Source organism: Ruminococcus flavefaciens 007c (assembly GCF_000571935.1).
GTDB lineage: Bacteria > Bacillota > Clostridia > Oscillospirales > Ruminococcaceae > Ruminococcus > Ruminococcus flavefaciens_F.
On the sequence record NZ_ATAX01000028.1, the window covers coordinates 244244 to 265563 of the forward strand.

Here is a 21320-nt window from a genome sequence, read left to right on the forward strand (position 1 = left end):
TATCAGCCTCAACATAACCGAAAAACGAAAGGATTATCTTATGGAACTCAAGATCGCACTTTTAAAGGGCGACGGCATTGGTCCCGAAATAGTGGACAGCGCTGTTGCCGTACTTGAAAAAACGGCAGAAAAATTCGGACATAGATTCATATTCACTCCATACCTTATTGGCGGCTGCGCCATTGACGAGACCAGTCTTCCGCTCCCTCAGGAGACAGTGGATGGCTGCCTTGCCTCGGACAGCGTTATCCTCGGCGCAGTGGGCGGTCCGAAATGGGACGGCCTTGCAGGAGATATACGTCCGGAAAAGGCTCTTCTCGGTATTCGCTCCGCCATGGGACTTTTCACAAACCTCCGTCCCGCAAAGCTCTATCCCGCTCTGAGAAGTGCTTCTCCCCTGAAGGACGAGATAGTAGGAGACGGCTTTGATCTGCTCATAGTCCGCGAACTCACGGGAGGCATATACTTCGGCGAAAGAGGCTACCGCGAGGGCAGATACGGCACCGAGGCCTTCGATACAGAGGCTTACAGCGTCACCGAGATAGAACGCATAGGCAAAGTCGCCTTTGAAGCTGCCATGAAGCGCAGCAAGCGCATCTGCAGCATAGACAAGGCAAATGTTCTGGAGTCATCAAGACTCTGGAGAAAGACCATGCACGAGCTTGCGGAGAAATATCCCGATGTGGAATACAGGGATATGTTCGTGGATAATGCCGCTATGCAGCTGGTACGCGATCCGAAACAGTTCGATGTCATAGTAACGTCCAATATGTTTGGAGATATACTCTCAGATGAAGCCTCACAGATCACAGGCTCAATAGGTATGCTGGCCTCCGCTTCGCTTGGAGCTTCAAAACGCGGCCTGTATGAACCCATTCACGGTTCCGCTCCGGACATTGCAGGCAAAAATATGGCAAACCCTATAGCTACCATACTTTCGGGAGCTATGATGCTCCGCTATTCCTTCGGCCTTACCGCAGAAGCCGGGACTATCGAAAAGGCCGTGGACAAGGTACTCGATCAGGGACTGAGAACCGCCGACCTTATGGGAAGCAGCCTGGATACACCACTTTCATGTACCGCTATGACCGAAGCAATATTAAAAGCGATATAAATAAATATATATATTTCTTTAGTTGTAACAAAAATTTAATTTTTTATCTCTTGACAAATTACCTGAATAATATTATCATATTCTCAGATGCACAAGGGTGCATTACATGATATTAAATGGTATTATCGGAGGTATAAAAATGAAAAAAACTTTAATGGGGCTTTCTGCATTTATTTTTGCGGCAGCGCTTGTGGGGTGCAGCGCTGACAAGGAAAAGTCTGCGGAAAAGACAAACGACAAGGCAGATACTACCGTTGCTTCCACCACTGTTGACAGTAAGGAAAGCAAGGATAACAAAGAAAGCACAAAGGCTGCTGCCGAAATGTCAGTAAGCTTTAAGGATCTTGCAGGTCCTTACCATAAAACAGGTCATATGACAATGGGAGAATATCCCGGTGAGCTTGATCCAAAAAAACTTGAAGAAACTCTCAAGAACGATCCAATGACTATATCAGAGGACGGCACTCTCCACTTCTGCGGCAAGGACTACAAGCTCTCTGCCGAGGGAATGGACGATGAGAACGCTGTATTCAGCATCGAAGGCAGCGGCTTTGACTTTGAAAAATACAAGAAGGCATCCTTCTCCTGCAGCAGCAAGGACTATGAAGGCCCATGTACTTTCATGCGTGCAGTCCAGCATATGACGATCAATGACGAGGATCACGCCTATACAGAGTACCGTTTATACCTTACTCAGAAAGGCGAAGAAAACTATTTCGGTTACATCATCGTGGACCAGGGCGAAGCCAGCGAGAGCGACTGGAACTGGGGCTGGGATGATGACGGCGAAGATACGACCATCGAAGAATAAACAGTAAAGGATGAGGCTATATGAAAATAATAAGCACAGACAAGGCTCCCGCAGCTGTGGGTCCATACTCACAGGCAGTAGTTGCACACGGTCTGGTATACACAAGCGGTCAGATCGCAATCGACCCCCTTACCAATACCGTCAAGGGTACGACCATTGAGGAACAGACCGAGCAGGTAATGAAAAATCTCGGCGCTGTCCTTGCCGAAGCAAGCTCAGGCTTTGAAATGGCCGTCAAGACCACCTGTTTCCTTGCAGATATGAATGATTTTGCCGCTTTCAACGAGATCTACGGCAGATATTTCACTTCTCTCCCTGCAAGAAGCTGCGTTGCGGTAAAAACTCTTCCCAAGGGAGTCCTTGTGGAGGTCGAGGTCATTGCCGAGGTCTGCGATTATTCTTATTGACAGCCTGACTTTAAAAAGGCGCATACCCTGCGCCGTACAGCTGAACATAACACTCCCCTGTCCGTCAGGAACAGGGGAGTTTCTTTTTGGCTTGAAATTATATCTCATATGTGGTATAATGATAAAATAGGTGAATTATATTTGCTCATAAGCCTTGCCGGGCGCATTATCGGCATTTCAACGGAGATATTCTCCCTTTGATATACCGCTGATGCAGCGTCACGCTGCTAAATTATGATTTACGAAAGGAAATAAGATCATGACAGTTCGTGAATTACAGGAAAAAATATTAAAACTCAAAAAAGAGACCAACACCGCTATACTCGCTCACTGCTATCAGGCACGTGAGATATGCGAAATAGCCGATTTTGTCGGCGACAGCTACAAGCTCAGTGTTGACGCCAAAAACATTAAAGAGGAAAATATACTGTTCTGCGGAGTTCACTTCATGGCCGAGACAGCTAAGATGCTCTCGCCGCAGAAGCACGTATATCTCTCCAATAAACACGCCGGCTGCCCCATGGCAGAACAGATGGACAAGGATATGATAAGCGCCATCCGCGCTCAGGAGCCTGACCGCACGGTAGTGGCCTACGTGAATACCACTGCCGCTCTCAAGACCGTCTGCGATGTCTGTGTTACTTCGTCAAGCGCTCTGCGCATCGTAAAAGCCCTGGACAACGACAAGATACTCTTTATACCCGACTGCAATCTGGGCGACTACATCAGGAGACAGTGCCCCGATAAGGATATAAAGCTCTTACAGGGCGGCTGCCCCACTCACGCAAGGATAACCGTCAGGGAAGTAACAGCTGCCAAGGAGGAATACCCCGATGCACTCTTCCTCGTTCACCCGGAATGTACTCCCAAGGTCGTTGAGCTTGCCGATTATGTGGGATCTACCACGGGAATAATGGACTTTGCAAAGAAGTCCGACAAGAAGGAATTCATCATCGGCACCGAAAACTCCATTGTGGAGCATTTACAGTACGACTGCCCCGACAAGAAATTCTATCCAGTCAGCCGCGACCTCGTCTGTCATAATATGAAGCTCACCACACTCCCCGATATATACAACACCCTTGCAGGTATCGGCAGCGGAAACGGCGACGCTTTTGAAATAATCATGGACGACGAGCTCATAGTACAGGCAAGAAAATGCATAGACGAAATGATAAGGCTGGGCGGCTGATATGACCGGTATCGTCGAAAAGCTTTATAATACAGGCGACCTTTCAGACGGAGAACTGAAAGCCCTCATCGGAACAGATGATACAGAGACGGCAGAGCTCCTGCGCAGATACGCTGATGAAACAAGGCAGAAAAGCTACGGCAAAAAGGTTTTTCTCAGAGGACTTATCGAGATTTCCAGCTTCTGTAAGAACGACTGCCTTTACTGCGGTATCCGCCGCAGCAACAAGGACGCCGACCGCTACCGCCTGTCCCGCGAAGATATTCTCAGCTGCTGCGAAAACGGCTACGGACTGGGATTCCGTACCTTCGTGATGCAGGGAGGCGAGGACAGCTTTTTCACCGATGACTTCCTATGCGGAGTCATATCCGAAATAAAGGAAAAATACCCCGACTGCGCCGTGACCCTGTCACTTGGCGAGCGTTCATACGAGAGCTTCAGGCGTCTGAGAGAGGCAGGCGCCGACAGATACCTGCTCCGCCACGAGGCTGCCTCGGAGGAGCTTTACAGGAAGCTCCACCCCGTTGAGATGAGCCTTGAAAACCGCAAGGAATGTCTCTTCTCCCTGAAGGAGCTGGGCTATCAGGTGGGCGCAGGCTTCATGGTGGGAGCTCCGTTCCAGAACACTGAGCATATAATTGCAGACCTGCGCTTTTTACAGGAGCTGCAGCCTCAGATGATAGGCATAGGTCCATTCATACCCCATCATAATACTCCCTTTGCCGGGGAAAACGGCGGCACTCTTGAGCTGACGCTGAGACTTCTGGGTATACTCAGGCTCATGTTCCCCAAGGTGCTTCTGCCTGCCACAACTGCTCTGGGCACCATCGCCCCCAACGGAAGGGAACTGGGGCTGAAAACAGGCTGCAACGTGGTAATGCCCAATCTTTCACCTGTAAAGGTACGTAAAAAATACGACCTTTATGACAATAAGATATGCACGGGTGAGGAGGCTGCGGAATGCCGCGGCTGCCTGCAAAGAAGGATAGAATCAGCAGGCTATGAAATTGCCTCCGAGCGCGGAGACTGCATAAAATAAACCATAACAAGGAGAATAAAAACATGAGAGTACGTTTCCACCTTCCCGATTTTTCGGGTAATTACAAGCTTAATCTCCTTTTTGCGGAAATGCTGAAGCACCGTCCCGAGTTTTTCCGCGAGGGCGTGGAGATCGCCTCCTTCTACGGAGTCTTCCCACCTTCCATATGGAACGGCGGCAGAACTCAGGGAGGAGTATGTGACAAGGCATTCATCAAGAACGTTATCAAATCCTTCAACGAAAGAGGAATCCCCCTCCGCTTTACATTTACAAACCCCGCTCTTGAAAAGAAGCACCTCAGCGACACCTTCTGCAATATGGTGATGAATCTGGCGAATAACGGCCTCAACGAGGCTATTGTGATGTCTCCTCTTCTTGAAGACTATATCCGCCGCAATTTCCCCGACTATAAGCTCACCAGCTCTACCTGCAAGCGCCTCGATACCCTTGAGGGACTGCTCGGCGAGCTGGAAAAGGATTACCATATAGTAGTCATGGACTACGACCTCAATAACCGCTTTGAACTGCTGGAGCAGATACCCATGGAGCTCAGGCCGAAGATAGAATTTCTCTCAAATGCCTGCTGTGAACCAGGATGTCCGAGACGTTCTGCTCACTACCACTCCATAGGCGTTCAGCAGATCGCATACAACGAGCATATCAAGAAATACCCTAATCTACCCTTCGACGCTGCAAAATACGATCCCGACCACTTCAGGGACTGCCCTTACTCACAGAGAGGACTCTTTGAGATAAGAGGCCTCCGCACACATATCTCTCCCGACGATATATGGGAGAAATACGTGCCCATGGGCTTTGAACAGTTCAAGATAGAGGGAAGGACCGCAAGTCCCATAAATGTGCTCGAAACCTATATGTATTATATGGCAAGACCCGAATGCAGGGACGAGGCAAGGTTCACTCTGCTTAAATCCATGGAGAATTCGGGTGCACTGTCTTTCAGATAAGGAGGGACATATATGAAAGTCAAATTCCATCTGCCTGATTTTTCGGGACACTTCATGTTCAATCTCGTCTTTGCGAACATGGTAAAAAGTCGCCCCGATTACTTCCGCGAAGGCGTTGAGATAGCTTCCTTCTACGGAGCCTTCCCGCCGTCGCTCTGGAACGGAGGAAGGACCATCGGCGGTCAGTGCGACCAGAGCTACGTGGAGCACGTAATAAAATCTTTCAACGAACTGGATATACCGCTCCGCTTTACCTTCACAAACCCCGTGCTCAGGGAGGAGCATCTCTATGATCCCTTCTGCAATATGGTCATGCGCATGGCAGACAACGGCCTCAACGAGGCAATAGTCAATTCTCCTCTCCTGGAGGACTATATCCGCAAGACATACCCGAGCTTCAAGCTCACAAGCTCAACCTGCAAGCGTCTTGACAATATCGACGACTTCCTGGCCGAGCTGAAAAAGGATTACCATATAGTGGTAATGGACTATGATCTGAATAACAAATTCGATCTGCTCGAACGTGTCCCCATGGAGGACAGACCGCGTATCGAATTCCTTTCAAACGCCTGCTGCGAGCCCGAATGTCCCCGCCGCAAGCTGGAATACGATCTCATAGGCGAGCAGATGATATACTACAATCAGCACCTGAAGGAGCATCCTGACAAGCCCTTCAATATCAATGACTACACCGACAGGAATCTCTCCACTCTCATAAAGTGCAAATGCCGTGAACGCACACTCTATGAGATAAAAGAACTGCGCACACATATATCTCCCGATGCTATCTGGAACAAGTACGTACCCATGGGCTTTGAGCAGTTCAAGCTTGAGGGCAGGACAGCGGGAAATCTGTATCTCATAGATAACTATATGTACTATATGGCTAAGCCCGAATGCCGTGACGAAGCAAGAATGATGCTGTTCTACAACCTCGATTACCACGGCGTTATACAGTTTGAATAAGGAGGCAGTACCATGAAAGCAAGATTTCACCTTCCCGGCCTGACAAAGAATTTTTCATTCAATCTTATCTTCGCACATATGATAAAGAACTGCCCCTACTACTTCCGTGAGGGCGTTGAGATAGCCTCGTTCTTCGGTACATTCCCCCCTGCTGCATGGAACGGCGGAAGAGTAGTTACCGGACGCTGCGACGAATCTTTCATCAAGCAGGTGCTGAAGGCCTATAACGACCTCGGCATACCGCTTCGCTTTACCTTTACAAATCCCTGTATCACAGAGGAGCTCCTTAAGGATCCCTTCTGCAACAGGATACTGGAGCTGGCATACAACGGCCTCAACGAAGTCATTGTCAATTCGCCACTCCTTGAAGACTATATCCGCGACAAGTACCCGGATTACAAGCTCACCAGCTCCACCTGCAAGCGTCTTGATACCATAGACGGACCTGTCAGCGAGCTGAAAAAGGATTACCATATAGTCGTTCTCGACTACGATCTCAATAACAAATTCGATCTGCTGGAGCAGATTCCCCAGGAAGACAGATCAAGATGCGAATTCCTGTGCAATACCCTCTGCAATCCCAAATGCGCTATGCGTAAGGAGCATTACAGGCTCATAGGCGAATACAACATCGCCTACAATGACTATGTGCAGAGCGGCAGCCTGGAACCCTTCGATATAAACAAATACCACGAGATAAATGAGGAAAATGCCATAAACTGCCAGTGCTACAAAAGGAATGCTTACGATATAATGAAGCTCCCTACCCATATAAGTCCCGACGCCATCTGGGAGAAGTATATCCCCATGGGCTTCGAGCAGTTCAAGCTTGAGGGCAGAACAGGCGGAAAGATCTTCCTTACGGAAAGTTACCTTTACTATATGGCTAAGCCCGAATGCCGTGACGAGGCAAGAATGATGCTCCTCTTCAACCTTGAACGTAACGGCATAATCCGTGTTGATAAATAAGAGGTCGTTAATATGAAAGCAAGATTTCATCTTCCGGGAATAGCTACCCATTTCAGATTCAATATGGTATTTGCCACTGTGATGGAACAGTACCCTCAGTACTTCCGCGATGTGGAGATCGCCTCCTTCTACGGCGCCTTCCCACAGTCCATATGGAACGGCGGCAGGACTCAGGAGGGACTCTGCGACAAGAATTTCGTGAAAATGGTGCTGAAATCCTTCAATGACAAGGGTATACCCGTGAGATTCACTTTCACGAACCCCGCTCTTGAAAAAAAGCACCTGAACGACAAGTTCTGCAATATGGTAATGAGTCTGGCAAATAACGGTATGAATGAGGCCATAGTGGTCTCTCCCATACTGGAGGAGTACATACGCAGGAACTATCCCGATTTCAAGCTCACAAGCTCCACCTGCAAACGCCTCAACGACGGTGACAGGCTGGCTGCCGAACTGGAAAAGGATTACAGCATAGTCGTGGTCGACTACGACCTGAACAATAAATTCGATATACTCGAAAAACTCCCTCATAAAGAGAAGTGCGAGTTCCTGGTGAATTCCAACTGCCGCCCCAACTGTCCGAACAGGGCTCAGCATTACTACAATGTGGGCGTTCAGCAGATCAATTACGCAAACCATATGCGCAAATACCCCGATCAGCCCTACGATCCCATTATCTTCGACGACGGCGCCAACCAGAACTGCCCCTTCTTCACGAGAAACATATTCGAGATCCGCGAGCTGAGCACAAATATCAAGCCCGCCGATATATGGGACAAGTATCTGCCCATGGGCTTCAATCAGTTCAAGATAGAGGGCAGGACCGCATGGCTCTTCAATCTCATCGAGACCTATGTCTATTACATGGTCAAGCCCGAATATGCAGATTTTATAAGATTTACCCTTGTGGATTTCTGCAACGCAAACAACATCATAACCGTTAATGAATAAGGAGATCAAATAAAATGAAGGCTGCTGCTGTATTCAGTGATAACATGGTGCTCCAGCGAGGCAGGAACGTCCGTATCTTCGGTACCTGCAACAATAACGAAAAAACTATCACGGTATCCGTTCCACAGCTGTCTGTGTCCGCTGCCGCCGTAATCAAGGACGGCAGATGGGAAGCTGTGCTGCCTCCCATGACGGAGTGCGACAGCTGCACACTGGAGATCACCTGCGGCGCTATAAAAAAGGTGTTCCGCAATGTGGCTGTTGGTGAGGTATGGCTGGCCGCAGGTCAGTCCAATATGGAGTATGAGCTCCGCAATGACAAGAACAATATCCGCGAGCTGGTGAACTGCTCGGAGGAAAACGTCAGATTTTACTATACGCCAAAATGCTCGATGACCAAAGAACTGGCAGAGGCTGAGAAAAACAGCGGCTGGGCTCTCCCCTCGGCGGAAAATTCCGCTTCATGGTCGGCTGTGGGCTATTACTTCGCAAAGGAGCTCAGTCAGAGACTGGGCGTCACCGTGGGCATTATCGGCTGCAACTGGGGCGGCACCTCCGCTTCAGCATGGCTGAGCCGCCGTTATCTTGAGCAGGACAGCCGTCTGCGTCCCTATATCGACGAATACGACAAGGCAGTGGCAGGCAGGTCCCGCGATGAAATGATCGCAGAGTACGACGAATACTCTGAATATCAGGAAAAATGGCAGGAGCGCGTTAACGCCTGCTTTGCGGAGCAGCCCGACATAAAATGGGACGAGGTACTGGCAAAGTGCGGCGAGAATCGCTATCCCGGCCCTCACGGTATAAAAAATCCCATGCGCCCCTGCGGCCTTTATGAAACTATGGTGAGCCGCATCGCTCCGTATACCTTACAGGGTGTACTCTGGTACCAGGGCGAGTCCGACGACCACCGCCCCGACACCTATGAGTTCCTGCTGAAGGCTCTTATCGAGAACTGGCGCTCGGACTGGAAGGACGATGAGCTGAGTTTCCTCATTGTACAGCTCCCCATGTTCAGATACGAAGACATTCCCGATAATCAGAGCTGGGCTCTGATCCGCGAGGCTCAGGAAAGAGTCTTCCGCACGGTAAGGAATACGGGACTGGCAGTATGCCTCGACTGCGGTGAATTCAACAATATCCACCCCGCGGACAAGGAACCTGTGGGACACAGACTGTACCTTCAGGCAATGAGCGAGGTCTACTTACAGATGAGCCGCGGCGAGTCCATGCCGCCTTACTGCGACAGCTATGAGGTGAAGGACGGCATTATGCTCATCCATCTCGGAAACTGCGAGAAGGGTCTGGGAGGCAAGGACGAACACTGTCTGGAAGGCTTCGAACTCGCAGGCAGCGACGGCGTCTACCACAACGCACAGGCAAAGGTATCTCTGCCTTATATAGAACTCAGCTGCCCCGAGGTAAAAACTCCCGTATCGGCAAGGTTCAAATGGACAAACTATGCGGATGTCGGACTTTTCGGCGTCAACGGACTGCCGCTGCCGCCCTTCCGCACAGACAGATCATAACTCAAATATTTTTCAGGAGGAAAATCATGCTTTTAGCAGTAGATATAGGTAATACAAATATTGTTTTCGGCTGTGTTGACGAAAAGGACGAGGTAGTACTCTTTGAAAGGATAAGCACAGACCACAATGCTACGGCTGCCGAATATGCCGTACTCATAAAGACTATCCTTGAAATGAACAGCTTCAATATCTCCGATATTGACGACGCCGTTATGTCCTCGGTAGTCCCCTCGGTGACAAACACAGTCAAGGAGGCTGTCCGCAAGCTCTTCAACGTTGACGTTATGATGGCCGGCCCCGGAGTAAAGACAGGTCTCAATATACTCATCGACAACCCCGCACAGCTGGGAAGCGATCAGGCAGTGGACGCTGTTGCAGCTATAAATCAGTATCCCGTCCCCCTTATTATCATTGATATGGGCACCGCAACCACTCTTTCCGTGGTGGACAGCAATAAAAACTACCGCGGCGGACTTATCCTTACGGGTATGAAGGTTGCAGCCGACGCTCTTACTGCACGCACCGCACAGCTCCCCAAGGTCAATTTTGAGGTGCCTGCTCATGTCATAGGCACAAATACTATCGACTGCCTCAAGAGCGGAATACTCTACTCCAACGCAAGCGCTCTTGACGGAATAATCGACCGCATAGAGGACGAGCTGGGCGAAAAATGCACCGCAGTCGCTACAGGCGGTCTCTCCGAGCTGGTAGTACCGCTTTGCAGGAGAAAGATAATCCTGGACAATAACCTACTTATCAAGGGACTGGCTATTATTTACAGGAAGAATAAAAAGTGATGTATAAAGAAAAGCTCCGTGGTATCAGCCATACCGCGGAGCTTATTTTAATTCTTTTTCTTGTCTGTCGACTTTTTCTCTTCTTCCTTCTTCTTGTCAGCCTCTGCATTGAAGCTGTCGGTAGTATTGAGAAAATGTGCGGGATCAAGACATATTCCGAGATGTCTTACTTCAAAATGACAGTGAGAACCATAAGAATTACCTGTATTTCCTACCAGTCCTATGAGCTGTCCTCTTGATACATACTGTCCTTCGGAAACAAGGACAGCGCTCATATGACCGTATACTGTCTGATAATCATCGGTATGTCCGAGCTGTACGAAATATCCGTAGCCTCCCGTGTTCCAGCCCGAAGAAACTACCTCGCCGTCTGCGGCGGCATATATCTCCGTACCCGTGGAAGCCGCTATATCCATACCCTTATGGTTTCTCTCGCCTCCGAAGCCGTCGCTTACCCAGCCTCCGTCAACAGGCCAGCCGAACTCGCCCGAGCCCGTGAGCACAGTTGTGGGACTGTCAGGTCTTGCGGCGTATATTCCTATGCCTATCTTCTGCACCACAGGCTCCTTGGTTATTTTTGAGCTTATGGTCTTGCGGGCATACTCCTTGCCGTCAACGTAGGTTATCTCCATATGGCTTACCTTTTCGCCTCGTCTGCCCTTTACGAGGATATCCCTTACCCCCACGTTCAATGAGCTGGTCTCGACCTCTATGGTCTCGTAGTCAAGGAAGGTTATGGGATCAAATTCGCGGACATACTTTATGGGAAGGTAGCTCTCGGTCTCTATGACGTTTACCAGCATACCCTTGCGGCAGTTCTTTGAGATACCGGGATTGAGCTCCTCGATCTTGTCAAAATCCATGTTGTATTTCTGGGATATGGTAACGGCAGTGTCGCCCTTCTGAGCAACGTATACAGCCTTTTTCTCCTTTGAAGAGGTCAGGAGAGCAATGGCGTCCTTGGTCTCCATCACGCTGTCTGCAAAATATATGCCGTGGGAATACTCTATGTCATTCTTATAGGAAATATCCTTTATAACGCCGTCAACACGGTAATTCATTATCCTGTCGTTGAGAGCATCCTGTACTGCCTCTCTGTCCCTGACCGCGCCAATGAACTTTCCGTCGATATATATGCCGTAAGCCTCCGTAAGATCCTCATCGGAAGCGGCAAGCATCTCGTTGGCAAGCTGCACCGAGGATACCACCTTGTCGTTCTCATTGATTATCCTCAGTGAATATTTTGCTGAGAGATCCACAGGCTCCTTGTCCTCGGAGTAGGATATCCTCTGTCTTACCTCGCGCTCGGCAGCCTCAAGGTCGGCCTCCGCGGTGATTATGCCTATCTCTCTGCCCTTGTATTCAACGCTGAGACCGTATTCCAGTCCAGAGCCGTAACGGATTATTCCTACAAGAAAGGCTATTGAAACTATGGGTAGTATATAATTGAAGGCGGTATAGAACACTCCGTCCTCTCCGAAGAGATAGGAGCACCAGAAATCGAAGAGAGCCTTGTTATACTCCTCTTTTCCTGCCTTTTTGGCCTTCATTACCTTACGCTGCATATCCTTGTTGATATTGAAGCGGCTTCTCAGGGGAGAAGTCAGCTCCTTCAGCAGCCAGAGCAGAGTTTTGAGCAGTGATACTGCCAGACTTACAAGCTCGGAAACTATAAACTTTACAGCTGATATGAGCCAGAGCAGCAGAGCAGCCCCTGCTTTTACGGCAAAGCAGCCGAAGCGCTGGAATATATTCAGCTTTTCAGGCTTTTCGGGCTTATCCTCGTAGATATCGGACCATTTTCCGCGTCCCGTACTCATCGCATCAGCTCCTTTCCCTGTTTTAAGCCTTAACACTGACAAATTATATTATACCAAATTTTTGTGATAATACAACGAAAATATCTCCTTAAATATAAATTCAAGGAGATATTTCATCACTCTGCACAAAAATATTATATATTTTTATCAAAATGCCATGTATAATCCAGCATCTCTACTGTGTAATCCTGAAGCTTTTCCAGCAGCGGCACTACGTCCTTCTTTGCCGATGCCAGGTCGTGCTCGCGGTAATTACCGCATTCAACCTCTGTACAGCCGGGGATCTCACCATCATAGTCCCTGATGAAAGTATATGCCTCACGCACCAGCTTTATGGCATTTTCGTGGGAAATTCCTCTTGTGAGCAGGTAAAATCCCGTGCGGCAGCCCATTGGTCCTACATATACAATATTTTTCCCGAATTCTGAATTTCTTGCATAGGTGGCGAAAAGATGCTCGATGGTGTGCATTGAAGGGGTTGCCAGATATACTCCGCCGTTGGGCTTTACCATGCGGACGTCATATGTAACGATGTCATCGTCGATACGTGATATGTACATACCCACGCTGAATTTTGTGTGATCTACCTGAAAGCTTGCTATTTTTTCCATAATTTACCTCCTGTGGAAAAAAGTGCCTTTATGTCTCCCGGAAGCTCCGAGGAAACAGTTATGAGACGGCCTGTCAGCGGATCGCTGAAGCTCAGACTTCCGCAGTGAAGAGCCTGTCGTGTTATATCATCACGGAGCCCGCCGTAAAGGTCATCCCCTGCTAGAGGAGCTCCGATATGAGCAAAATGCACCCTTATCTGGTGGGTACGTCCTGTTTCGAGATGCACCTCAGCAAGGGAATACTTATCGCTGCAAAGCAGCCTTTTATAATGAGTAACCGCTCTCTGTCCGTCCTCACGGACGCAGCGGACTATAATGGACTCCCTCTCGCGGGCTATGGGCGCGTCAATGGTGCCGCTGTCAGGGATAAGCCCCTGCACCGCCGCGTAGTACACCTTCTCGCAGCTGCCCTGAAGAAGCTTTGCCGCAAGGGCGTCCTTGGCAATGATACATAGTCCCGAGGTATCACGGTCCAGCCTGTTGACTGCACGGAAGGTCAGCTGAGGATAAAGATGAGCGAAATAATTCCCTAAGGTATCTCCCTGATGCTTTATGGAAGGGTGAACGGGCATACCTCCCGGCTTGTCGAATACCACGAGACTGTCGTTCTCGAAAGCTATTGGCACATTGAGACTGCCGTTGGGCTCAAGGAAACTGTCATCCTCCAGAGCCAGCACGATAACGTCCCCCTTCTCTACCATATCTATGCTGCGGACGGTCTCGCCTCTCCGCGTTATACCGCCCTCCTGACGCTTCAGCTTTGTGAGCAGCCGCCTTGACACGCCCTTTCTTCCCGTGAGAAAATTCCCGAGAGTTACGGGCTTTTCGCTGTCCACTGTCAGCTCTATTAGTTTCAAGGTATTCGTCCTCCCTGATGAAAATATCTGTACTCAAAGAAAAAGCCGTCATAAACTTCATAAGTCCGCCGGGAAGTCCCGCAACAGTGAGCATCTGCGGCAGATACACCGCCGCAAGCCTGATAAGCACGCTCTTTCGCCCCTTCATGAAGCTTATGGAATAAAGCACGATACGGAAGGCTGTCTGCCCCGGAAATCGCACCAGCAGAAAGGGGACTGCCGCAAAGCTGAGCTTCAGAGACAGCCACATCACCGCGGATACAGCCGTGAGAAACAGGGCATTTGCCGCAAGGAACACCTCCGCCGCCTGAAGTCTGCCGTGAAGTAGCCTGTATGCCATGGTGCCGAAGAATATACAGGGTACCAGCGCCAGAAGTCCTATGACCTTTGTCCAGAGGGCAGCGGAAAGACTGCGCCTGAACGTTGCCTTCCTCAGCAGGGAACGCGAAAAAGACTCGGTACGCTTTGCGGGAAGCTCGGCAGTGATACCGTAAAGCCTCTTTGCAGCCGCATACATCAGCGGCGCAGCCGTTATCCAGCGCAGCAGCGTACATACCGCAGTTACTCCAAGCTGGACGGGACTTCTTATGCCGAAGAGCTCCATAGGCTTAAGGTTGCCGAAATACAGCAGCATACTGAACACTGCTGCCTCGGCAGAACGGAAAAACAGCTCTGCCGCAGGAGGAAGCAGACATATTATCATAGTCTTTGTTTTCCTTCCCTCAAGCAGCCTTCCCGAATAGCGTATAAGCTCCCTTATTTTCATATCTGCGCCTCCGAAAACCAGTTTTGCAGATATTATTGGCTTTTTCAGCGGATTTTATGCAGAAGGGCTCAGTATTCCTCTTCCGGATCGGGTATCTTGTCGTAGGGACAATAGCCCAGTATCTCAAAAGCCTGCGAATTCAGCCACATCTGGGCTGTTACTATTATCTCGAAGCCCATGCCGAAATCACAGCCCAGTGTCTTGGGATCGTACTTCGGCAGTCCGAAGCAGCTGAGCATATTCGATATGATGCCGCCGTGAGTTATCATGGCACAGTGAGTGAGACCCGATTCCATCATATCCATTATCACCGTATGGAGAGCCTTGTATATACGTGCCGTCATCTCCTCAAGGCTCTCGCCCTTGGGCGGACGATTGTCCTTGCCGCCGCGTATCCATTTGTTGTAGTCCTCGCGCTTTACCAGCTCATCGATGCTCTTATTTTCAAATTCGCCCAGATCCAGCTCTCTCAGATCGTCCACCGGGCATACCTCCGTGTATGGGAAGAGTATCTCGGCAGTCTCGATGCAGCGGCGCAGAGGCGACGAATATACCCTGTGCACCGTGGGATAGTCAAATTCGTCCATCTTTGCGGCAAGCTCCGCAGCGCCCTTATCGGACAGGGGCACATCGGTCTTGCCGATATATATGCCCTTTTCGTTGGCCTCCGTCATGCCGTGGCGGAGAACACTTATCCTGTAACCTTTCATATTTATCTCCTTGATATATGTTTTTTCTTATGCCGAAGTCTGACAGCCGAAGCTCCAGCATACAGAAAGGATATTTTGCACAAATTTACTGCCCGTTTTTTTAACTCTTAGTAAAATTCACGAAAACAGGCATAAATTTCAACAAATTCTTTCATACTTCTGCATATTTACAAATTATACATTTTGTATTATAATAATAGTATCAAATCATTTCGTTTATTTTTATCCGGGAGGTTTTTTCAATGAATTCAGATTTTGCAAGAATAATCACTTTACAGCGTAAGGAAAGACATATCAGCCAGAAGCAGGCTGCCACCGACCTCGGTATATCACAGGCTCTTCTCTCTCACTACGAAAAGGGCATACGTGAATGCGGCCTTAACTTCCTCGTAAAGATCGCTGATTATTATAATGTATCATGTGACTATCTGCTGGGAAGAACCCCCGAACCCGAGGGAAAGACCATCACTATCGAGGATATTCCCGATGATGACGGAAACAACAGCATGAAGATGCCTTCGCCCGAGATCATCAACTTCAACAGAAGGATTGTAAACAACTCCATAAGCCTTCTGTTCAGCCTTGCCCAGAAGGCAAACAGCATTACCCTTATAAAGGAAGTATCCTCATACCTCATGCTTTCGGTGTACAAGCTCTTCCGTATCGTATATAACGCAAATCCCCATAACGACCAGAAGCTCTTCCGCATACCCAAGGTAATCGCAAACGACAGCGCAAATGCCATAGTTTCCATGAGTGAAGCCAATATCAAGGCCGCTTCCAGCGGAATCGCCCTTGACGGCAACGACTGCGTTGATAATTTCGATACCCTTTACGTCACCACTGCAACTCTCCAGAAGGATTACGCTCAATATTCATCATCACTCCTTAACCTTATCAAACGAAGCGAGGAAAGTATCTCTCGTACCCGTGCGAAATACAGGAGCGACATAAAATAAACCTACGCATATTATACCACTTTTCCGCCGTGTTGAAAAGGCTTTTTTGGAAATTTCACACCAGTTTCTGCTGCCCGATACGTCCTTAATTCAGCAAATCGGGAAAAAATCAGCCTTTCTCTTGACATTGCGAGTTTTTTGTGATATAATCCACTTATAATAAACCGTTGAAGAAGAGTAGTAGCTCATGCTTATCCATTTCAGAGAGCCTGCGGCCGGTGAAAGCAGGTATGTACGGCAGAGTGAATGGACTTCCGAGGGCGAACTGAAGATGTGATACAGGCCGGACTGCTGATACGTCCGTATCCCGTGCGCATTGTGTAGGCGAGACGCAGAGAACTGCGTTAACAAAACCATTGTATGTATGTACAAATCGAGTGGACGCTTAGCGTCAAGCAGGGTGGCACCGCAGAAGTTTCAAGGCTTCTGTCCCGGCAGAAATAATGCTGGGACAGGAGCTTTTTATATTTCCTTCTCGGCATAGTACACACCGATTTCAAATCTATCGAAAAGGAGAAATTACTATGTCAAATGAAAAAATCCCTTACAAAATCTATCTTGAGGAAAACGAGCTTCCCAAGCAGTGGTACAATGTACGCGCTGATATGAAGAAAAAGCCCGCTCCCCTCGTAAATCCCGGAACAGGCAAGCCCTGTACAGCCGAAGAGCTCAGCCACGTTTTCTGCGATGAGCTGGTAAAGCAGGAGCTTGACGAGACAACTCCCTATATAGACATCCCCCAGGAGATACAGGACTTTTACAGAATGTTCCGTCCCTCTCCGCTGGTAAGAGCTTACTTCCTTGAGAAGAAGCTGGGTACTCCCGCTAAGATCTACTACAAGTTCGAGGGAAACAATACCAGCGGAAGCCACAAGCTCAATTCAGCCATCGCTCAGGCATACTATGCAAAGAAGCAGGGACTCAAGGGCGTGACCACAGAAACAGGCGCAGGCCAGTGGGGTACAGCTCTTTCAATGGCTTGTGCATACTTCGGCCTTGACTGTAACGTATATATGGTAAAGGTAAGCTACGAGCAGAAGCCCTTCCGCCGTGAGGTAATGCGTACCTACGGTGCAAATGTTACTCCTTCTCCTTCAACTACCACAGAGATAGGTAGAAAGATCCTTGAGGAATTCCCCGGTACTAACGGAAGCCTCGGCTGCGCTATCTCAGAGGCTGTTGAGGCTGCTACCTCCAAGGAAGGCTACCGCTATGTTCTCGGAAGCGTTCTTGCTCAGGTACTCCTCCACCAGTCCATCATCGGTCTTGAATCAAAGGCTGCTATGGATAAGTACGGCATCAAGCCCGATATCATCATCGGCTGCGCAGGCGGCGGTTCAAACCTCGGCGGACTTATCTCACCCTTTATGGGCGAAAAGCTCCGCGGCGAAGCAGATTACCGCATTATCGCTGTTGAGCCTGCATCATGCCCAAGCTTCACAAGAGGTACCTACGCTTATGACTTCTGCGATACAGGTAAGGTTTGCCCCCTCCAGAAGATGTACACTCTGGGCAGCGGCTTCATGCCTTCACCCAACCACGCAGGCGGTCTCCGTTACCACGGCATGAGCGCTATACTCTCCGAGCTCTACGATCAGGGACTTATGGAAGCTACTTCAGTTGAGCAGACAGCTGTATTCGAGGCTGCCGAGATGTTCGCAAGAGTTGAGGGAATACTCCCTGCTCCCGAAAGCAGCCATGCTATCCGTACAGCTATCGACGAGGCTCTCAAGTGCAAGGAGATAGGCGAAGAAAAGACTATCCTCTTCGGTCTCACAGGTACAGGTTACTTTGATATGTACGCTTACGGCGCATACAACGACGGCAAGATGAGCGACTACATCCCCACAGACGAGGAGATCGCAAAGTCACTGGCAAACCTCCCCAAGATCGAGGGCTGAAAATAATAAGTGTATTCACGGATATGCGCTGATGTAAACGCGGATCCGTACAGAAGGTTTTATAATAAATATTGGGAAAGCCCCTTCCGCAGAAGGGGCTTTTTTATCGGCTTTTTTCGCAAATGCACTAAAATCTGCCATTAGAAGCCTGTATTTCGTGAAATTTTCCTCTTGAAAAAGCACATAAAAATGTGTATCATAATCTTATGGAAATGTTAGCCACGGTCTTTGTATAATTTCAGAAAAAGGAGTTAAATATGAAAAAAAACATTTTTGCCTGTATATGCGTCTCAGCTCTTATGTGCAGCGCCCTTGCTTCCTGCGAGGTAGAGTTTTCCACAAATAATTCCGACTACTCTTTCGGTACAGACACAGAATACGCAGCAAAATCCGAAGATAAGCCCCAGACCCGGAAGGCAGAAGAAAAGCCTGCGGAGACTCCCAAGACTACTGAAAAGGAAAATACAGAAACCACCGAAAAGCCACAGGAGACCGCCAAGGCTCAGGCAAAGACAAAAATACTTGAATTTTCAAAATCTCCTTCCATAAAATCAGAGGAAAAAGAGGAGAAAAAGACCTCTTCAAAGCATACATCCGATGCAAATAAGCTCATGGACGCTCTTAATATCATCGACCTCGTGGACGGCGGCGCAACCGTTGACACAGATTCAGATGATGTTATCACCGAGGGGATATACTCCTATTCAAGAGTTACCGACACCCGTTTCTGGGATATCGACGACGTTATCAGCTTCGTTACGGGACATATCACAGGCGACCTGCTCTACAAGTACAACGAGCTCTATGTGGGAGATGTGCCTATGTTCAAGGAATTCGACGGAAAGCTGTACTATCTCTTCGGCGCAAGAGGCTGCGGCTTCAACTATACCGGCGATCCTGTCATCACCTATGAGGACGACAGCTCCTTCACCTTTACGGTACCTGTTGACAACTTCGGAGAAGTCCAGACCTTTACTGTAAACGCAGTCAAAGAGGACGGCAAATGGAAGGCTTCCTCATACAGCTTCTCATAATGACCGAATAATAAAAATACAGCCCGGAAGCGGTATACACCACCGCTTCCGGGCTTTTTCATCATATATTCCCAAGAGCTTCCGTGAACTGACGGTACATATACAGCGAACCCAGTGCTATAAGCGGTATCTTCCGCTCTGCCGCATAATCACAGGCTGCTTTTACACCTGAAGAAAAATCATCAAAGGACTCGGTGAAAAGTCCCCGTTCCGTAAGAGCCTCTGCCAGTATTTTACTGTCAAGGGCACGGGGATTGGCGGGCTTTACCGCAAACGCTCTCTCTGCCAGTTCTCCCAGCATATCCGCATACAGCCCGTACTCCTTGTCAGCCATGACGCCGATGAAAAGTGCCACCTTCCGTCCGCCGAAATAACGGCGTATACTGTCGGCTGCACAGCGAATACCGTCGGGATTGTGGGCTCCGTCATATATTATCAGCGGCTCTCTGCGCAGTATCTCAAATCTGCCGTGCCATTTCACTGAGGCAAGTCCCTCTCGGACAGACTCATGAGGTATATCCAGCCCCTCCCTGCGGAGTATGCCGATACAGCACAGCACATTGACCGCGTTTTCTGTCTGATATGTACCCGGAAGCGGTATATGCAGCCTTTCGCCTTCAAAGCTTATATATGTGCCGTCAATGCCGCAATTGTCATCTGTCCACGAGATATTACGGCCATCGGCAAGAAAAATCTCCGATCCGAGGCTTTCGGCTCTGGCTGCGATGATCTCGCAGGCCTCCTCGCTGTCGCCGCCGAAGTACACAGGTCTGCCTGCCTTGATTATACCTGCCTTGTGAGAAGCTATCTCAGCTATGGTATTTCCGAGAAATGCACTGTGATCCTTTTGCACATTGGTTATTACCGACAGCAGAGGCGCCTTTATTACATTGGTGGAGTCGAGATCTCCTCCCATGCCGCATTCCACAACGGCAATATCGCAGCCTCTGCGCACAAAAAGCTCAAAAGCAGCGGCTGTGAGCACCTCGAATTCCGTGGGCTTATCATCCATGCTCTCGCATATGGGCGCAATATCGCCTATAAGCTCTGCGAACTCCTCACCGGTGATCTCCTCACCGTTTATGCGTAAGCTGTCCGTGACTTCGGTTATGGCAGGCGAGGAAAAGCCTCCCACCTTATAACCTGCACTTTTCAGCACAGAGGTGAGCATAGCTCCGAAGGAGCCCTTTCCGTTGGTGCCTGAGATGTGCACTGTCTTTACCCTGTCCTGGGGATCGCCCATAAGATGCAGGAGCCCGGCAATACGCTCAAGTCCGAGCCTGCTGCCGCGGAACGCAGCCTTTTTCATATATCCGATAGCTTCGGCATAATTCATTTTCTCTTCACCTTCTCAAGCTGTGCCGTAAACGCACTATTGCTCATGAGCATATAAATAACAGCTGTCTCAATTACTGCCATGATGATATTTGCAACAGGTCTCCATACAAGCTGAGGTCTCATTGCAGGGAAAAGGAAATAAAGTCCTGTTGTGGTGATGATCACAGAGCCCACAAGTCTCGCGGCAGCTACTGCAAAGGCTATCCTCGGCAGAGTCCTGCCTCTGAGGACATGGTTGTATGCAAGGCCTGCCATAAAGCCTGTGGCTGCTGCGCCCAGAGTGATAACTGGCATAGGTGTCATTCCTGTTGCCAGACAGCCTATGAGGTCTGCCCCGGCACCCACTGCCGCACCGATGAACGGTCCGAAGAAGATGCCTGCCATGAGTATCGGCAGAGTCTCCGCACTTATGCGGATTACACTGAAGAGGTCTATCCTCAGTGATTTTCCCACAACACTGATAGCAATGAGAAGTGCGGCCAGCACCAGTACCTTGGTACTGCCAAAGAGTCTGATATCCGACTTTACTGCTGTTTCTCTGTTGTTTGTCATAAAAAATACCTCCTTTTCCTCACTCATAC

At 49.1% G+C, this 21320-nt stretch carries 21 protein-coding genes and 1 other annotated feature; of the genes, 14 read left to right on the top strand and 7 right to left on the bottom strand.

Translation table 11 applies throughout. The features are described from left to right. Window positions 1-40: 40 nt before the first annotated feature. From leuB to RF007C_RS12035, 11 genes are all read left to right on the top strand, one after another. A complete protein-coding gene (gene leuB, locus RF007C_RS11985; RefSeq protein ID WP_037300077.1) occupies window positions 41-1114 on the top strand; it encodes a 3-isopropylmalate dehydrogenase in 1074 nt (357 codons plus the stop codon). 139 nt (window positions 1115-1253) lie between these two features. After that, complete coding sequence (locus RF007C_RS11990) at window positions 1254-1925, top strand: hypothetical protein (RefSeq protein ID WP_037300080.1); 672 nt, start codon at window positions 1254-1256, stop codon at window positions 1923-1925. Window positions 1926-1945: 20 nt separating this feature from the next. Then, complete coding sequence (locus RF007C_RS11995; protein ID WP_019679929.1) at window positions 1946-2332, top strand: RidA family protein; 387 nt, start codon at window positions 1946-1948, stop codon at window positions 2330-2332. A 259-nt stretch (window positions 2333-2591) separates the two neighbouring features. Continuing rightward, on the top strand, window positions 2592-3524 hold the full coding sequence (gene nadA / locus RF007C_RS12000; protein ID WP_037300082.1) for a quinolinate synthase NadA: 933 nt from the start codon (window positions 2592-2594) through the stop codon (window positions 3522-3524). A 1-nt stretch (window position 3525) separates the two neighbouring features. After that, on the top strand, window positions 3526-4563 hold the full coding sequence (gene hydE, locus RF007C_RS12005; RefSeq protein WP_037300085.1) for a [FeFe] hydrogenase H-cluster radical SAM maturase HydE: 1038 nt from the start codon (window positions 3526-3528) through the stop codon (window positions 4561-4563). Between the two features lie 23 nt (window positions 4564-4586). Beyond that, on the top strand, window positions 4587-5531 hold the full coding sequence (locus RF007C_RS12010) for a hypothetical protein (protein WP_019679928.1): 945 nt from the start codon (window positions 4587-4589) through the stop codon (window positions 5529-5531). A 12-nt stretch (window positions 5532-5543) separates the two neighbouring features. Beyond that, window positions 5544-6497: a hypothetical protein gene (locus RF007C_RS12015; RefSeq protein WP_037300087.1), complete on the top strand. Its 954-nt coding sequence runs from the start codon at window positions 5544-5546 to the stop codon at window positions 6495-6497. A 12-nt stretch (window positions 6498-6509) separates the two neighbouring features. Next, window positions 6510-7466: a hypothetical protein gene (locus RF007C_RS12020; protein ID WP_019679926.1), complete on the top strand. Its 957-nt coding sequence runs from the start codon at window positions 6510-6512 to the stop codon at window positions 7464-7466. Window positions 7467-7478: 12 nt separating this feature from the next. Then, window positions 7479-8417 carry a hypothetical protein gene (locus RF007C_RS12025; RefSeq protein ID WP_037300089.1) on the top strand — a complete coding sequence of 313 codons (939 nt, stop codon included), beginning with the start codon at window positions 7479-7481 and terminating at the stop codon, window positions 8415-8417. Between the two features lie 14 nt (window positions 8418-8431). Further along, window positions 8432-9946, top strand: a complete 1515-nt coding sequence (locus RF007C_RS12030; RefSeq protein ID WP_037300090.1) for a sialate O-acetylesterase — start codon at window positions 8432-8434, stop codon at window positions 9944-9946. Between the two features lie 26 nt (window positions 9947-9972). After that, window positions 9973-10743 (top strand): type III pantothenate kinase, encoded by a 771-nt coding sequence (locus RF007C_RS12035; protein WP_037300094.1) that lies wholly within the window; start codon window positions 9973-9975, stop codon window positions 10741-10743. Window positions 10744-10790: 47 nt separating this feature from the next. Here RF007C_RS12035 and RF007C_RS12040 read toward each other — a convergent pair whose 3' ends face one another. The 5 genes from RF007C_RS12040 to RF007C_RS12060 all read right to left on the bottom strand — a co-directional run bounded on the left by RF007C_RS12040 (window position 10791) and on the right by RF007C_RS12060 (window position 15507). Next, window positions 10791-12563 (bottom strand): M23 family metallopeptidase, encoded by a 1773-nt coding sequence (locus RF007C_RS12040; protein ID WP_019679922.1) that lies wholly within the window; start codon window positions 12561-12563, stop codon window positions 10791-10793. Window positions 12564-12697: 134 nt separating this feature from the next. After that, window positions 12698-13174 carry an S-ribosylhomocysteine lyase gene (locus RF007C_RS12045; protein ID WP_037300096.1) on the bottom strand — a complete coding sequence of 159 codons (477 nt, stop codon included), beginning with the start codon at window positions 13172-13174 and terminating at the stop codon, window positions 12698-12700. Next, window positions 13162-13875 (bottom strand): RluA family pseudouridine synthase, encoded by a 714-nt coding sequence (locus tag RF007C_RS12050; protein ID WP_242836302.1) that lies wholly within the window; start codon window positions 13873-13875, stop codon window positions 13162-13164. The genes RF007C_RS12045 and RF007C_RS12050 overlap by 13 nt, the downstream gene beginning before the upstream one ends. Next, window positions 13832-14797, bottom strand: coding sequence for a hypothetical protein (locus RF007C_RS18075; protein WP_242836303.1), 966 nt, complete (start codon window positions 14795-14797; stop codon window positions 13832-13834). The genes RF007C_RS12050 and RF007C_RS18075 overlap by 44 nt, the downstream gene beginning before the upstream one ends. Before the next feature lie 68 nt (window positions 14798-14865). After that, the gene (locus tag RF007C_RS12060; RefSeq protein WP_019679919.1) at window positions 14866-15507 is read right to left on the bottom strand and encodes a histidine phosphatase family protein; all 642 of its coding nucleotides are present in this window, start codon (window positions 15505-15507) and stop codon (window positions 14866-14868) included. A gap of 242 nt (window positions 15508-15749) precedes the next feature. Here RF007C_RS12060 and RF007C_RS12065 point away from each other — a divergent pair, with 242 nt between their 5' ends. The 3 genes from RF007C_RS12065 (at window position 15750) to RF007C_RS12075 (ending at window position 19401) form a co-directional block, all read left to right on the top strand. Then, window positions 15750-16466, top strand: a complete 717-nt coding sequence (locus tag RF007C_RS12065; protein ID WP_037300100.1) for a helix-turn-helix domain-containing protein — start codon at window positions 15750-15752, stop codon at window positions 16464-16466. A 158-nt stretch (window positions 16467-16624) separates the two neighbouring features. After that, window positions 16625-16903: a binding site (T-box leader), on the top strand. Window positions 16904-16990: 87 nt separating this feature from the next. After that, window positions 16991-18367, top strand: coding sequence for a TrpB-like pyridoxal phosphate-dependent enzyme (locus tag RF007C_RS12070; protein ID WP_037300102.1), 1377 nt, complete (start codon window positions 16991-16993; stop codon window positions 18365-18367). A gap of 257 nt (window positions 18368-18624) precedes the next feature. Then, window positions 18625-19401, top strand: a complete 777-nt coding sequence (locus tag RF007C_RS12075; RefSeq protein ID WP_037300104.1) for a hypothetical protein — start codon at window positions 18625-18627, stop codon at window positions 19399-19401. Window positions 19402-19462: 61 nt separating this feature from the next. Here the strand turns inward: RF007C_RS12075 and RF007C_RS12080 are convergent, their stop codons facing one another. Continuing rightward, the gene (locus RF007C_RS12080; protein ID WP_037300106.1) at window positions 19463-20737 is read right to left on the bottom strand and encodes a bifunctional folylpolyglutamate synthase/dihydrofolate synthase; all 1275 of its coding nucleotides are present in this window, start codon (window positions 20735-20737) and stop codon (window positions 19463-19465) included. Next, a complete protein-coding gene (locus RF007C_RS12085) occupies window positions 20734-21291 on the bottom strand; it encodes a folate family ECF transporter S component (RefSeq protein ID WP_037300108.1) in 558 nt (185 codons plus the stop codon). Before RF007C_RS12085 ends, RF007C_RS12080 begins: the two co-directional genes overlap by 4 nt. Window positions 21292-21320: the final 29 nt, after the last annotated feature.